The organism is Cellulomonas cellasea, from assembly GCF_006538745.1.
Classification (GTDB): domain Bacteria; phylum Actinomycetota; class Actinomycetes; order Actinomycetales; family Cellulomonadaceae; genus Cellulomonas_A; species Cellulomonas_A cellasea.
Genome location: NZ_BJLR01000001.1, coordinates 291,119 through 306,580 on the forward strand (window position 1 = coordinate 291,119; position 15,462 = coordinate 306,580).

8 protein-coding genes are annotated in these 15,462 nt (G+C 72.5%); 1 reads left to right on the forward strand and 7 read right to left on the reverse strand.

Going from position 1 to position 15,462, the window contains the following annotated elements:
• Nucleotides 1–399 precede the first annotated feature (399 nt).
• From CCE01nite_RS01330 to CCE01nite_RS01360, 7 genes are all read right to left on the reverse strand, one after another.
• Entirely contained in the window at nucleotides 400–4,269 is a 3,870-nt protein-coding gene (locus CCE01nite_RS01330) for a DNA-directed RNA polymerase subunit beta' (RefSeq protein WP_034625915.1), read from the reverse strand.
• Nucleotides 4,270–4,385: 116 nt separating this feature from the next.
• Nucleotides 4,386–7,895 carry a DNA-directed RNA polymerase subunit beta gene (gene rpoB, locus CCE01nite_RS01335; RefSeq protein ID WP_034625918.1) on the reverse strand — a complete coding sequence of 1,170 codons (3,510 nt, stop codon included), beginning with the start codon at nucleotides 7,893–7,895 and terminating at the stop codon, nucleotides 4,386–4,388.
• A gap of 661 nt (nucleotides 7,896–8,556) precedes the next feature.
• A complete protein-coding gene (gene rplL / locus CCE01nite_RS01340; RefSeq protein WP_141371860.1) occupies nucleotides 8,557–8,943 on the reverse strand; it encodes a 50S ribosomal protein L7/L12 in 387 nt (128 codons plus the stop codon).
• 83 nt (nucleotides 8,944–9,026) lie between these two features.
• Nucleotides 9,027–9,560 (reverse strand): 50S ribosomal protein L10, encoded by a 534-nt coding sequence (gene rplJ / locus CCE01nite_RS01345; RefSeq protein WP_141371861.1) that lies wholly within the window; start codon nucleotides 9,558–9,560, stop codon nucleotides 9,027–9,029.
• Between the two features lie 421 nt (nucleotides 9,561–9,981).
• Complete coding sequence (locus CCE01nite_RS01350) at nucleotides 9,982–12,600, reverse strand: CHAT domain-containing protein (RefSeq protein WP_141371862.1); 2,619 nt, start codon at nucleotides 12,598–12,600, stop codon at nucleotides 9,982–9,984.
• A 6-nt stretch (nucleotides 12,601–12,606) separates the two neighbouring features.
• Complete coding sequence (locus CCE01nite_RS01355; RefSeq protein ID WP_246056250.1) at nucleotides 12,607–13,110, reverse strand: carboxypeptidase regulatory-like domain-containing protein; 504 nt, start codon at nucleotides 13,108–13,110, stop codon at nucleotides 12,607–12,609.
• On the reverse strand, nucleotides 13,107–13,736 hold the full coding sequence (locus CCE01nite_RS01360) for an RNA polymerase sigma factor (protein WP_246056252.1): 630 nt from the start codon (nucleotides 13,734–13,736) through the stop codon (nucleotides 13,107–13,109). The genes CCE01nite_RS01355 and CCE01nite_RS01360 overlap by 4 nt, the downstream gene beginning before the upstream one ends.
• 254 nt (nucleotides 13,737–13,990) lie before the next feature.
• Here CCE01nite_RS01360 and CCE01nite_RS01365 point away from each other — a divergent pair.
• On the forward strand, nucleotides 13,991–15,462 hold a 1,472-nt coding region (locus CCE01nite_RS01365), incomplete at its 3' end, for a chymotrypsin family serine protease (protein ID WP_141371864.1).

The following is a 15,462-nucleotide window of genomic DNA, read 5'->3' on the forward strand; positions in this document are numbered from 1 at the left end:
ACCGGGTCCTTGCCCGGTCCGGATGGACCGCCGGAGCGCGGCCGGTCCCGTGCTGCGCACGGCTCCTGCCTCGTCCCGCCGGCCCGAAGGCCTTTCCTCCTGCACCGACGAACACCGACCCCCGCACCCGGGCGTGTCGCCCTCTGCGCCCGCGGCGGTCCTCGTCGAAGCTGTCATCGACGGGGGTTCGCACGCGGAGAAGAGGTCTCCACCCGGTGCACCCGTCCCCGTCCGGGGAACGAACCCCTGGGACGTCGGGCGGTGTGCACGCACGAGGGCCCGACGGCGCGGGCACGGTGTCCTACGTTACCGGCGAGTGCCGAGGACGTCAAAGGCGCCGTGCACGGCCCGAGGGGCCCCCCGGCGGACCGGGAGACCCCTCGGGTCAGGCAGCACGACTCAGCGGAACTCGCCGAAGTCGATGTCCTCGAGCGGGATCGCCTCGCCCGAGCCGAGGCCCAGGGCGGGGAAGTCGATCTCGTCGTAGCCGAAGGACGGGTAGAGCTCGGCCTTCGCCTCCTCGGTGGGCTCGACCGCCACGTTGCGGTAGCGGGCGAGGCCCGTACCGGCGGGGATGAGCTTGCCGAGGATGACGTTCTCCTTGAGGCCGAGCAGCGGGTCGCTGCGGCCCGACATCGCGGCCTCGGTGAGGACGCGCGTCGTCTCCTGGAAGGAGGCCGCGGACAGCCACGAGTCCGTCGCGAGCGACGCCTTCGTGATGCCCATGAGCTCCGGACGACCCGAGGCCGGCTGACCGCCCTCGGAGACCGCACGGCGGTTGGCGTCCTCGAAGCGGCCGCGCTCGGCGAGCTCGCCCGGCAGCAGGTCCGTGTCGCCCGAGTCGAGGACAGTGATCCGGCGGAGCATCTGCCGGACGATGACCTCGATGTGCTTGTCGTGGATGTCCACGCCCTGCGAGCTGTAGACGACCTGCACCTCGTCGACCAGGTGCTTCTGCGTGGCACGCGGGCCGAGGATGCGCAGGACCTTCTTCGGGTCCACCGCACCCTGGACGAGCTGGGTGCCGACCTCGACGTGGTCGCCGTCCGAGACCAGGAGGCGCGAGCGCTTCGTGATCGGGTAGGCGAGCTCCTCGGAGCCGTCGTCGGGCGTGAGCAGGATGCGACGCATCCGGTCCGACTCGTCGATCGTGATCCGGCCCGAGAACTCCGCGATCGGACCCTCACCCTTGGGGGTGCGGGCCTCGAAGAGCTCCTGGATACGGGGCAGACCCTGCGTGATGTCGTCGGCCGAGGCCACACCACCGGTGTGGAAGGTACGCATCGTGAGCTGCGTGCCCGGCTCACCGATCGACTGGGCCGCGATGATGCCGACGGCCTCGCCGATGTCGACGAGCTTGCCGGTCGCGAGCGAACGGCCGTAGCACTTGGCGCACGTGCCCACGCGCGACTCGCACGTGAGGACCGAGCGGACCTTGAGGTCCGTCACGCCCGCCGCGAGCAGCGCGTCGATGAGCACGTCACCGACGTCCTCACCGGCCTCGCCGATCACGGTGCCGTCGATCTCGACCTCGGTCGCCAGCGTGCGCGAGTACACGCTCGTCTCGACCTTGTCGTGACGACGCAGCGTGCCGTCGCCCGCCGGGACGCCGACCGTCATGGTCAGGCCGCGCTCGGTGCCGCAGTCCTCCTCGCGGACGATGACGTCCTGCGACACGTCCACCAGACGACGCGTGAGGTAGCCCGAGTCGGCGGTCCGCAGAGCGGTGTCCGCCAGACCCTTGCGGGCACCGTGCGTCGCGATGAAGTACTCGAGGACGGACAGGCCCTCGCGGTAGTTCGCCTTGATCGGGCGCGGGATGATCTCGCCCTTCGGGTTGGCGACCAGACCACGCATGCCGGCGATCTGCCGGACCTGCATCCAGTTACCACGCGCCCCGGAGCCGACCATCTTGAAGACGGTGTTCTCCTTCGGGAAGTTCGCGCGCATCGCGTCCGCGACCTTGTCGGTGGCCTGCGTCCAGATCTCGATGAGCTCCTGGCGACGCTCGTCGTCGGTGATGAGGCCCTTCTCGTACTGGCCCTGCACCTTCGCCGCGCGCGCCTCGTGCTCCTCGAGGATCTGGGCCTTCGCGGCCGGGGTCGCGACGTCCGAGATGGAGATCGTGACGCCCGAGCGGGTGGCCCAGCGGAAGCCGGCCTCCTTGAGCGCGTCGAGGGACGCCGCGACGGCGACCTTCGGGTAGCGCTCGGCGAGGTCGTTGACGATGACCGACAGCCGCTTCTTGTCGACGACGCCGTTCTCGTACGGGTAGTCGACCGGGAGCAGCTCGTTGAACAGCGCGCGACCGAGGGTCGTGTCGAAGACGAGCGCGTCGCCCTCGGTCCAGTCCTCCGGACCCTCGCCCTCGCCGAGCACGAGCTCGTCGAGACGGATCTTGATCTTCGCGTTGAGGTCCAGCGAGTGCTGGTCGAACGCCATGATCGCCTCGGAGACCGAGGAGAACTGCCGGCCCTCGCCCAGAGCGCCGTCCTTGTCGCTCGTCAGGTGGAACAGGCCGATGATCATGTCCTGCGAGGGCATGGTCACCGGACGGCCGTCCGACGGCTTGAGGATGTTGTTGCTCGAGAGCATGAGGATGCGGGCCTCGGCCTGCGCCTCCGCGCTCAGGGGCAGGTGCACGGCCATCTGGTCGCCGTCGAAGTCGGCGTTGAACGCCGCGCAGACGAGCGGGTGCAGGTGGATCGCCTTGCCCTCGACGAGCTGCGGCTCGAACGCCTGGATGCCCAGACGGTGCAGCGTGGGCGCACGGTTCAGCAGCACCGGGTGCTCGGTGATGACCTCCTCGAGCACGTCCCACACGACCGGGCGCGCGCGCTCGACCATGCGCTTCGCCGACTTGATGTTCTGCGCGTGGTTGAGGTCCACGAGGCGCTTCATCACGAACGGCTTGAACAGCTCGAGCGCCATCTGCTTGGGCAGACCGCACTGGTGCAGCTTGAGCTGCGGGCCGACGACGATGACCGAGCGGCCCGAGTAGTCGACGCGCTTGCCGAGCAGGTTCTGGCGGAAGCGCCCCTGCTTGCCCTTGAGCATGTCCGAGATCGACTTGAGCGGGCGGTTGCCCGGACCCGTCACCGGACGGCCGCGGCGGCCGTTGTCGAACAGCGAGTCGACGGCCTCCTGGAGCATCCGCTTCTCGTTGTTGACGATGATCTCGGGCGCGCCGAGGTCCAGCAGCCGCTTGAGGCGGTTGTTGCGGTTGATCACGCGGCGGTACAGGTCGTTCAGGTCCGACGTGGCGAAGCGGCCACCGTCGAGCTGGACCATCGGGCGCAGGTCCGGCGGGATGACCGGGACCGCGTCGAGGACCATGCCCGTCGGCGAGTTGCTCGTCGTGAGGAACGCGTTGACGACCTTGAGGCGCTTGAGCGCACGCGTCTTGCGCTGGCCCTTGCCGTTCTTGATGATGTCGCGCAGCGACTCGGACTCGGCGTCGAGGTCGAACGCCTCGAGGCGCTTCTGGATCGCCGCGGCGCCCATCGAGCCCTCGAAGTAGTTGCCGTACCGGTCCTGGAGCGCGCGGTAGAGCATCTCGTCGCCCTCGAGGTCCGCCACCTTGAGGTTCTTGAACCGGTCCCAGACCGTGTCGAGGCGCTCCAGCTCGGCGTCCGCACGCTTGCGGATCTGCGCCATCTCACGCTCGGCCGAGTCGCGGACCTTGCGGCGCGCGTCGGCCTTGGCACCCTCGGCCTCGAGCTCGGCCAGGTCGGCCTCGAGCTTGGCGGCGCGGGTGTTGATGTCGTTGTCGCGGCGGTCCGCGATCTCCTTCTTCTCCAGGTCGATCTCGTTCTGGAGGTTCGGGAGGTCCTCGTGCCGGCCGTCGACGTCGACGTGCGTGATCATGTACGCCGCGAAGTAGATGACCTTCTCGAGGTCCTTCGGGGCGAGGTCGAGCAGGTAGCCGAGGCGCGACGGGACGCCCTTGAAGAACCAGATGTGCGTGACGGGCGCGGCGAGCTCGATGTGGCCCATGCGCTCACGGCGGACCTTCGAGCGCGTGACCTCGACGCCGCAGCGCTCGCAGATGATGCCCTTGAAGCGCACGCGCTTGTACTTGCCGCAGTAGCACTCCCAGTCCCGGGTCGGACCGAAGATCTTCTCGCAGAAGAGTCCGTCCTTCTCGGGCTTGAGGGTGCGGTAGTTGATGGTCTCGGGCTTCTTCACCTCGCCGTGCGACCAGGTGCGGATGTCCTCGGCCGTGGCCAGGCCGATGCGCAGCTCATCGAAGACGTTGACGTCGAGCAAGGGGGTCCTACTTCCTTCGCTTGCCGGGACCCGGTCGGGTCCTCCGGCGGATGGAGGGTGTGGCGGTGGTGTCGGCCGGGCCGGGCGCGCGTCGTGCGCGCCCGGCCGGCTCGGCGTCAGATCTCTTCGATGCTGCTGGCGTTCGGGCGGCGCGACAGGTCGATGCCGAGCTCCTCCGCGGCGCGGTAGACCTCGTCGTCGTTCTCCTTCATGTCGATCGAGACACCGTCGGACGACAGCACCTCGACGTTCAGGCAGAGCGACTGCATCTCCTTGAGGAGCACCTTGAACGACTCCGGGATGCCCGAGTCGGGGATGTTCTCGCCCTTGACGATGGCCTCGTACACCTTGACGCGCCCGGGGACGTCGTCCGACTTGATGGTCAGGAGCTCCTGCAGCGTGTAGGCAGCGCCGTACGCCTCGAGGGCCCAGACCTCCATCTCGCCGAACCGCTGACCACCGAACTGCGCCTTACCACCCAGCGGCTGCTGCGTGATCATCGAGTACGGGCCGGTCGAGCGGGCGTGGATCTTGTCGTCGACCAGGTGGTGCAGCTTGAGGATGTACATGTAGCCGACCGCGACCGGCTCCGGGAACGGCTCGCCCGAGCGGCCGTCGAACAGCCGGGCCTTGCCGGTGCCGTCGACCATGCGCTCGCCGTCACGGTTCGGCAGCGTCGAGGACAGCAGGCCCGTGAGGGTCTGCTCCGGGACGCCGTCGAACACCGGGGTGGCGACCGGGTTGCCGGCCGGGGAGCTCGCGGCGATCGCCGGGACGCCCTCGCGCCACGAGAGGTCGTCGCCCGCGGCGATCTCGATGTCCCAGCCCTGCTTGGCGACCCACCCGAGGTGCGTCTCGAGGACCTGGCCGACGTTCATGCGGCCCGGGACACCCAGCGGGTTCAGGACCACGTCGACCGCGGTGCCGTCCGGGAGGAACGGCATGTCCTCGACGGGGAGGATCTTCGAGATGACGCCCTTGTTGCCGTGACGGCCGGCGAGCTTGTCGCCGTCCGTGATCTTGCGGCGCTGGGCGATGTAGACCCGGACCAGCTCGTTGACGCCGGCGGGCAGCTCGTCGCCGTCCTCACGGTTGAACGTGCGGACCTCGATGACCGTGCCGGACTCGCCGTGCGGGACCTTGAGCGACGTGTCGCGGACCTCGCGGGCCTTCTCGCCGAAGATCGCGCGCAGGAGGCGCTCCTCCGGGGTCAGCTCCGTCTCGCCCTTGGGCGTGACCTTGCCGACGAGGATGTCGCCCGCGCCGACCTCGGCGCCGATGCGGATGATCCCGCGCTCGTCGAGGTCCGCGAGGACCTCCTCGGAGACGTTCGGGATGTCCCGGGTGATCTCCTCGGGGCCGAGCTTGGTGTCGCGCGCGTCGACCTCGTGCTCCTCGATGTGGATCGAGGAGAGCACGTCGTCCTGCACGAGACGCTGGCTGAGGATGATCGCGTCCTCGTAGTTGTGGCCCTCCCACGACATGAACGCGACGAGCAGGTTGCGGCCGAGCGCGAGCTCGCCCTCGTCCGTCGCCGGGCCGTCCGCGAGCACCGAGCCGGGCTCGACGCGCGCACCGTGGTCGACGAGCACGCGCTGGTTGTAGCTCGTGCCCTGGTTCGAGCGGCGGAACTTCGCGACCCGGTAGGTCGACGTCGTCGCGTCGTCGTTGGCGACCGTGATGAGGTCGGCCGACACCTCGGTGACGACACCGGCCTTGGTCGCGACGATGACGTCGCCGGCGTCGACCGCGGCACGACGCTCCATGCCGGTCCCGACGAGCGGGGCCTCGGAGCGCACGAGCGGCACGGCCTGGCGCTGCATGTTGGCGCCCATGAGCGCGCGGTTGGCGTCGTCGTGCTCGAGGAACGGGATCAGGGCCGTCGCGACCGACACCATCTGGCGCGGCGAGATGTCCATGTAGTCGACCTGGGCGCCGGGGACGATCTCGACCTCGCCACCCTTGGTGCGCACCAGCACGCGGTCCTCGGCGAACGCACCGCTCGCCTTGAGCGGCGCGTTGGCCTGGGCGATGACGTAGCGGTCCTCGTCGTCGGCCGTGAGGTAGTGCACCTCGTCGGTGACCTTGCCGTTGATGACCTCGCGGTACGGCGTCTCGACGAAGCCGAACGGGTTGATCCGCCCGTACGTCGCCAGCGAGCCGATCAGGCCGATGTTCGGGCCCTCGGGGGTCTCGATCGGGCACATGCGGCCGTAGTGCGACGGGTGGACGTCACGGACCTCCATGCCGGCGCGGTCACGGGACAGACCACCCGGGCCGAGGGCCGACAGACGCCGCTTGTGCGTCAGGCCCGCGAGCGGGTTGTTCTGGTCCATGAACTGCGAGAGCTGCGACGTTCCGAAGAACTCCTTGATCGACGCCACGACCGGGCGGATGTTGATCAGGGTCTGCGGCGTGATCGCCTCGACGTCCTGCGTCGTCATGCGCTCGCGCACGACGCGCTCCATCCGCGACAGGCCCGTGCGGACCTGGTTCTGGATGAGCTCGCCGACCGCGCGGATGCGGCGGTTGCCGAAGTGGTCGATGTCGTCCGTCTCGACGCGCACCTCGACGGGCTCGCCGGCGCGGCGGCCGTCGATCGTCGCGACGTCGGCGTGCAGCGCGGCGAGGTACTTGATCGTCGCGACGATGTCCGCCGTGGAGAGCACCGAGTCGCCCAGGGGCACGTCGATGCCGAGCTTCTTGTTGACCTTGTAGCGGCCGACCTTCGCGAGGTCGTAGCGCTTGGGGTTGAAGTAGAAGTTCTCGATGAGCGCGCGGCCGGCCTCGACCGTCGGCGGCTCGCCCGGGCGGATCTTGCGGTAGAGGTCGAGCAGGGCCTCGTCCTCGGTCGAGACGTGGTCCTTCTCGAGGGTGTCGATGACGGCCGGGAACTGCGCGAACTCCTCGCGGATCTCCGACTCCGTCATGCCGAGCGCCTTGAGCAGCACCGTGGCGTTCTGCTTGCGCTTGCGGTCGACGCGGACGCCGACGTTGTCGCGCTTGTCGATCTCGAACTCGAGCCACGCACCACGGCTCGGGATGATCTTGGCGGTGAAGACGTCCTTGTCCGACGTCTTGTCGGCGGTGCGCTCGAAGTAGACGCCCGGCGAGCGGACGAGCTGGGAGACGACGACGCGCTCGGTGCCGTTGATGATGAACGTGCCGCGCTCCGTCATGAGCGGGAAGTCGCCCATGAAGACCGTCTGGCTCTTGATCTCACCGGTGGTGTAGTTGACGAACTCGGCCGTGACGAACAACGGGGCCGCGTACGTGAAGTCCTTCTCCTTGCACTCCTCGGCCGTGTACTTCGCCGGCTCGAAGCGGTGCTCGCGGAAGGACAGCGACATCGAGCCGCCGAAGTCCTCGATCGGGGAGATCTCCTCGAAGATCTCCTCGAGGCCTGCGGTCTCCGGGACGTCCGTGCGGCCGGCCTCGAGGGCGGCCGCCACGCGGGCCTGCCACTTCTCGTTGCCGAGGAGCCAGTCGAAGTTCTCGGTCTGGAGGCCCAGGAGGTCCGGGACCTCGAGCGGCTCGTGGATCTTCGCAAAACTGATGCGACGGGATGCGGTGCGGTTCGCGATGGCGTCGGCGGACGGTGCAGAAGGGGTGCGCGAGGCAGCCAAGAGGGGTCCTTCCCTGCGGATCGAGTTCACGCTGCGCAGGGCCCGGCGGGTCGCGGTCCCCCGGCCGCGAGCCCGGTCGACGTCGCGCACGACGAAGTCGACAGGCTCGGGTTATACGGGATCGCGGGCACAGGCCAGCGCAAAGCGCTAGCGTAGCCGAGCGGAGCATACATGTCCACCCGACCACGCCTGACCGCTCTCGACCCGGGCGAAGGACCCGTGCCCGGGGAGGTGCGGCAGACGCCGTCGGCGCCCATCGTGGCACAACGCGGGCCCGCGCGCACCACCCGTCCGGGTCGGGCTGGGGACGACGGTGTCCCGCGCGGGGCCGGGTGCGCGGCCGGCGGGTACCGCCTCCCCCGCCTGACCTGCGCCGTCGCCCCGCGTCCTGGTGGCGAGGGCGTCGACCGGTTCCGGGCGTCCGGAGGGTGTCGGGGCACTGTGACCGCGGGTCCGGCGGGTCCGGCGCATCCGGCGTCCGGCCCGGCCCGCGCGTCCGGCGTCCGGCGCGGCCCGCGCGCCCGGCGTCCGGCGCGGCCGGCGGTCACCCGGGGACGGCGCGAGGCCCGCACCCCTGGGGGTACGGGCCTCGCGGTGGTGCAGAGCTCTCCTCGCGGAGGAGACGCCCGGGAGCGACGTGCTCAGCGCCCGGGCGCGCGGGTCACTTGACGGTGACGGTCGCGCCCGCGCCCTCGAGCGCGGCGACAGCCTTGTCGGCCGCCTCCTTGCTGACACCCTCGAGCACGGCCTTGGGGGCGGCGTCGACGAGGTCCTTGGCCTCCTTGAGGCCCAGGCTCGTGAGGGCACGCACCTCCTTGATGACCTGGATCTTCTTGTCGCCGGCAGCCTCGAGGACGACGTCGAACTCCGACTTCTCCTCGACCTCCTCGACCTCGGCGGCCGCGCCGCCGCCGGCAGCGGCAACCGCGACGGGCGCGGCAGCGGTGACCTCGAAGACCTCCTCGAAGGCCTTGACGAACTCGGAGAGCTCGATGAGCGTGAGCTCCTTGAACGCGTCGATGAGCTCGTCGGTGGTGAGCTTCGCCATGATGGCGTGTCCTTCCGTACGGTGCCCGCGGGTCCGGTCAGACCGTCGCGGGGCAGGGGTGGGGAGCGCGTGAGCCGGGTGGCTCAGGCGGCAGCGTCAGCCGACTCCTCGCGCTTGACGCGCAGGGCCTCGACGGTGCGCACGGCCTGGGCCGAGGGCGCGGTGAACAGGTACGCCGCCTTGAACAGCGACGCCTTGAGCACGCCGGCCGTCTTGGCCAGCAGGACCTCACGGGACTCGAGGTCCGCGAGCTTGGTGACCTCCGCAGCGGTCAGGGCGCGTCCGTCGAGGACACCGCCCTTGATGACCAGTGCGGGGTTCGCCTTGGCGAAGTCACGCAGACCCTTGGCTGCCTCGACCGGGTCACCGGTCACGAAGGCGATGGCCGAGGGACCGGCGAGCGTGGCGTCAGGAACCTCGACGCCCGCCTGCTTGGCCGCGATGGCGGTCAGCGTGTTCTTCACCACGGCGTAGGTTGCGTTGCCGCTGAGCGCGCGCCGCAGCTGCTTGAGCTGGGCGACGGTGAGCCCGCGGTACTCGGTCAGCACGGCAGCGTTCGAGTCGCGGAACTGGTCCGTGAGCTCGGCGACTGCGGCTGCCTTGTCCGGCCTCGCCATGGCAATCCTTCCGATGGTGGTGCCGCGGGTCTGGGACCCCTCGTCCCCGACAACAGAAAGAGCCCCGCGCAGGCGCGGGGCTCTCATCGGGACACGCACCTCGGGGGCACGGTCCGTACGGGAACTCTCACCTGCGCTGGCCTCCGCTGCTGCGGGACTTCGGGCGGCCTCCGGGGCGCCGAGACGAGCTCGGGTGGACCGGGAGCCGACGACCTGCGGTCTTGGGCGGGTCCACGATACGTCACGTCCGGCGTGGGACCAAACCCGCTCCCCCGGCGCGTGGAGGTGGGCGACGGCACGCGGCGGTGGGCGACGGCACGCGGCGGTGGGCGGCAGCACGCCGGGGTCCGCGGCGCGCCCGGCGTCCGGCATCGGTATCCGGCGTCCGGGCCAGTCCTGCGTCGCCGGGTACCGCGCCGCGTCAGACCGGCGCGCCCAGGCAGACGAGCGGGACCAGCGTGCCGTCTGCGGCGGTGCCCTCGCTCGTGGCGACCGCGAGCGCGTCCGCGACGGGCACGCCCGCGCGCAGGAGCCCGTGCAGCCGGGTCATCACGCGCAGCGCCGTCTCGTCCGGCAGCGGCGCGATCGCGGCGACGACGCAGCCGACCCCGGCGCGCAGCAGCACGCTCGCGAGGCCGAGCGCCTCGCCGCCGGGCCGCACGCTCGAGCGGCCCACCTCGCAGCACGAGAGCACGACGAGCTGCGGGGCCCCGCCGCCGGAGTCGAGCTCGTGGGCGAACAGCGGGCCGTCCGCGAGGCGCACCGAGGAGAACAGCGGGTTGTCGGGCTCGTGGCGCCCGTGGGCGGCGAGGTGCACGACGCCGGGGCTCGCGAGCAGCCGGATCGTCTCGGCGCACGTCGCGGCGTCCCCCGTGAGGACCGTCGAGCCGGGCCACAGCCGGGCGACCTCCTCGGCCTCGGTCGCCGAGTGCCGCAGCCCCGGGCCCGCCACGGAGCTGACCTGGAGCGGCGCGACCGACGCCGACCCCGAGAACGTGAGCCAGTGGTGCACCGAGGGCGCGACGACCGTCGCCAGGCCGCGCCGCACGCCGAGCATCGACCAGGGCAGGAGCCCGAGCCAGCCGCTCGCGACGACGACGAGCCGGTCGGGCGTGCGCGTCACCGCGTCGACCATCGCCCCGAGCTCGTCGAGCCCCCGCCCGAGCGAGCGACCCGCGGCGGCGCGCAGCTCCTGCGGCACGAGGGGGTTGGAGACGACCTCGAGGTCCGCGTGCACGCGCCGGGTGTGCTCGCGCGCGCGCCCCGCGTCGCCCAGGACGTGCAGCTCGACGCGGTCGTCCTGGACGCGCACCGCGAGCAGCTCGCCACGGTGCTCGAGCACGTCGAGCACCGTGGTGCCCGCGCGGGCCCGCAGCGCCGCGCGGACCTGGCGCACCGTGCCGACGCGGTCCTCCCCGACGTCGCCCGAGCGGTGCCACGAGCGGGCGAGGATCGCCTGCTTGAGCCGCAGCCCCTCGCGGCGCACGCGCGTGCGCTCACGGTCGTTCGACGGCCGCGTCATGACCTCGCGGGCGCCGTCGATGAGCTGGCGGAGCTCCGCGAGCAGCGCCGCCGAGTCGGGGTCGCGCGGCGGGTTGACGCGCTGGGCGCCGCCGACGACCGCGCGCGTGCGCTCCGCCGCGTCGAGCAGCGCGCCCGGCTGACCCGACGCGAGCGCGAGGTCGAGGTCCATCCGCGCGAGCTGCGTCCCGTGCACCGCGCCGGCCGTGCGCAGGTCGAGCGACCCGAACCGCGCCCGGTGCACGCCGAGGTCGCGCTGCCCCTCGCGGACGTGCCGGCCGGCCCGGACCGGGTCCTCGGCCGCGAGCGCGAGCAGGGCCCGCACGCGGCGGCCGTGCAGACGCACCGAGATCGGGTCGCCGCTCGCGACCGGCCCGAGCGCCGCGAGGCAGGCCGCCGGGTCCGTGAGCGCACCCCGGGCGAGGTCCGCCTCGAGCGCGACGAGCGACGCAGCGTACGCCCACACGGCCCGCCCCGAGCGGCGGCACTGCTCCGCGAGCCGGGACGCGCGCGACGACACCGACCCCCACGCGCGCCGTGCGGCGGCGTCGGCGACCGGGAGCTCGTCGGGCCGGGCCTCGAGCGCCGCGGTCTCGACCTGCAGGCCGAGCAGCGTCGCGCGCAGGACCCACGCCTCGTCGCCGCGCCGGGCGAAGCGGCGCCGGGCCGACGCCGCGAACGCGCGGGCCTGCTCGACGTCGCCGCGCAGCATCGCGCACTCGGCGCGCGCGAGCTCGACCTCCGCGAGGTCGTGCGGCAGCCGGTCGGCGGCGAAGATCTCGGCGGCCTCCGCGAGCGTCGAGTCGGCGACCGCGACCAGGCCCGCCTCGAGCAGCACGCGGGCCCGGTCGAGCAGCGCGATCGCCCGCGCCGGGCCCGGCAGGCTGCGCGCGGCGGCCTCCATGCGCTCGAGCGCGAGCGGCAGCCGCCCGGCGAGGAACTCGAGGTAGCCGAGGTTGTGCTGCGCCTTGAACACGAGCCGCGGGAACCCCGCGTCGCGGGCCCGGCGGGCGCACTCGGCGAGGTCGGCCCGCGCGAGGCCCAGGTCGCCGCGGTCCATGTGCAGGACGCCGCGGTTGAGCAGCGCCCGGCACGCGTCGATCGGGTCGGCCTCGTCGAGCGAGCCGACGGCGTCGTCCAGCTCGCGCAGCGAGTCCTCGATCCGCCCGGCGCGCAGGTACAGCAGGCCCCGCAGGCCCGCGAGCGCCGGCCCGCGCCCCGGCCACGCCGCCCGACCGCCGTCGGTGTCGGCCGCGAGCTCGCCGAGCCGCGCGAGCTGCGCGCCGACGTCCCCGCGCAGCTCGAAGTCGCTCTTCACGAGCTCGATCGCGGCGCGGGACCGCAGGCGCTCGACGTCCGTCCCTCCCGGGAGGTCGTCCAGCGCCCGCAGCACCGGGCGCAGCCGCCGGGCCGCGCGGGCGGGCTGGCCGTCGGCGTTCTCGGCGACCGCCCGGTCGACGGCGTCGGCGAGGCTGCTCAGCGCGACCGGCGCGGTGCGCGGGCCGTCGGGCGGGGGCATCGTCCGCTAGAGCTCGATCTGCGGCGTCACGACGGGGACGTCCGGCTGCTCGGGCCGGCGCAGCACGAGCCGGGCGGGACCGCGGCCGAGGTCCGAGAACGAGAACCGCCCGTCCGCGTCGGACGTGACGCGCACGATCCGGCCGCCCTGGTGCAGCTCGACCGCGAGCTCCCCCGCGGGCGCCGCCCAGCCGTCGACGCGCACCCGGTCCGCCTCGGCGTGCACCGTGATCATCACGGTGAGCACGTCCGTCGTGAACGTGATCGTGACGGCCTCGATGCTCGCCTCGTCGGAGCGCAGCGCGAGCTCGGGGGTGCCGATCATGCGCAGCTCCGCCATCTCGGTGTGCAGCGCGTCGATCGTGAGCGCGAGCCCGATCCGGTCGACCAGCCCCGCAGGCACGGGGTCCACGCGGTCGACGATCACGGCGAGCCGGCGCAGCACCTGCAGGTCGCCGTCGTCCATGGCCTCCGTCGCGTACCGGGCGACGGCACGGTCGTCGGCGGTCACCGGGCACCCCAGGCGGGGTCCGCGACGAGCGCGAGCCGGAGCTTGGCGAGGCAGCGGCCGCGCGTCGGGCCGATGCTCCCGACGGGCATCCCGAGCGCGCGGGACACCACCGAGTAGTCGGGGCGGTCGACCAGCGCGACGAGCCCCAGCAACGACCGGCACCGGTCGGGCAGGGCGCGCACGTGGTCCCACAGGATGCGGTCCTGCTCGTCGCGCACCGCGACGACGTCCGGGCGGTCCTCCGACGGGGCCGCGAGCCAGTCGGTCGCGTGCTCGTCGAGCTCCGCGCGGGCGAGGTCGTCGCGGGACTTGCGCACCGCGCGCCACGCCGCGCGCTTCGCGGTCACGAGCATCCACTGCAGCGTGGCGCGCGGGTCGCGGATCGAGTCGATGTCACGGATCAGCGCGAGCCACACGCCCTGGACGACGTCCTGGGCCTGCTCGTGCTCGGCGCCCTGGGCACGCACGGTGTGCCACAGCAGCGGGGTCAGCACCTCGACGAGCTGCGCGAGGGGAGCTCGGTCGCCCTCGCGGTAGGAGACGACGGCGTGGGCCGCCTTGTCGACCAGGCTCTCGCCCTGGTGCCGGAGCTCGGAAGCAACCGGCTCGACCAGGTCGTCACTCATCATGGACCCCTCGCACGGGAATCGTCGGGCGGCCGCCCACCGTCACAGTAGGGCGACCAGGACAACACCGACAAGACACCCAGGCGCCGTCGGAGTCGAGAGGAAGGGGCGCGCCGGCCCGCCCCAGATACACCCCGGACGAACGTCTTCCGGACGGGACGTATCAGGCGGATCGGACAGGTCCCTTCACGGGTGCACCCGCCGCGGGCGCGCCACCGACGCGTCCGCCCGACCCCCCGAGGAGACACCACCCCATGGCTGCAGACGAGAACCGGCCCGCCGGCGACGACGGCCCGGAGCCGGTCGCACCGCTGAGCCGCGAGCAGATCCGCCCGGTCAAGCGCCTCGCCGAGGACGACCTCATCTCGCGGCCCGGCGTGGTCGCCGTCGACATCGGCGAGAAGTACTCGGGCGGTCGGCCCACGGGGACGCAGTCGATCGTCGTGCACGTGCAGGCCAAGCGCAGCGCCGACGAGGTGCCGTCCGACGAGCTGATCCCCCCGACGATCGACGGCGTCCCGACCGACGTCGTCCCGCACCGGATCAGCCTCCAGCACCAGGTGCCGTACGAGCCGGCCGGGTCGGGCAGCGCCGAGGACGGGACCCGCTACGCGGCGATGGTCGGCGGGATCAGCATCGGACCCGTCCGACCGGTGCGCCGCCGCGGCACGGACGCCGACGAGGCGCGGCTCCACCTGTTCGCCGGGACGCTCGGAGCGCTCGTGACCGACCGTCGCAGCGGCCGGGCGCTCGCACTGACCAACTTCCACGTCGCCGCCGTCGACACCGGCTGGCGCGCGGGCGACGCGCAGGTCCAGCCCTCGCGGGTCGACGGCGCGGTGCCGAGCGACCGGTTCGGGACGCTCCAGCGCGCGGTCGTCGACGAGCACGTCGACGCCGCGGCCGTCCTGCTCGCGCGCGGCACCCGGTGGTACCCGGCCGTGCTGGGCATCGGGGAGATCACCGGCCGGGCGAAGGCCCGGGTCGGCCAGACGGTGCGCAAGCGCGGCCGCACGACCGGGCTCCGCACCGGCACCGTGACGTCGGTCGACTTCACCGTGCAGATCGACTTCGGCGGCGAGACCGGGCTCGTGACGCTGCGCGACCAGGTCCGCGTCGACCGCAGCCCCGAGGAGGAGCGGTTCTCCGCGGGCGGCGACTCCGGCTCGGTCGTGGTCGACGAGCGCGGGCGCGTCGTCGGGCTGCTGTTCGCCGGGGAGGACGACGGGAGCTTCAGCCTCGCGAACCCGATCGGGGCGGTGCTCGACGCGCTCGACGTGGACATCGCCACGCGGCGGTCGGTCGCGAAGCGGGCGCGGCGCGCGCGCAGGGGCTCGGGCCCGGGCTCGGCGCCGGGACGTGCGGTGGCGCCGCCGGCGGGCGGGCGTGACCAGGGGTCGGGGCAACCGTCCGGTGCTCGGGCGGCGGCCGTCCCTCGGACCGCGGCCGACGGCGCTGCGGCGCAGGTCCGGCGTGCGGTGCCGGCCGGGCGTGTGGCGGGGTCGGGCGCGGGCGGGGTGGCGGGGCAGCCGTTCACCGAGCCGTTCACCGAGGCACTCGCAGGGCAGCCGTTCACGGAACCGTTCACCGAGCCCTTCACGGAGCCGTTCACGGAACCCTTCACCGAGGCGTACGCGCGTCAGCCGTTCACCGAGCCCTTCACGGAACCCTTCACCGAACCGTTCACCGAGGCGTACGCGCGTCAGCCGTTCACCGAGCCCTTCAC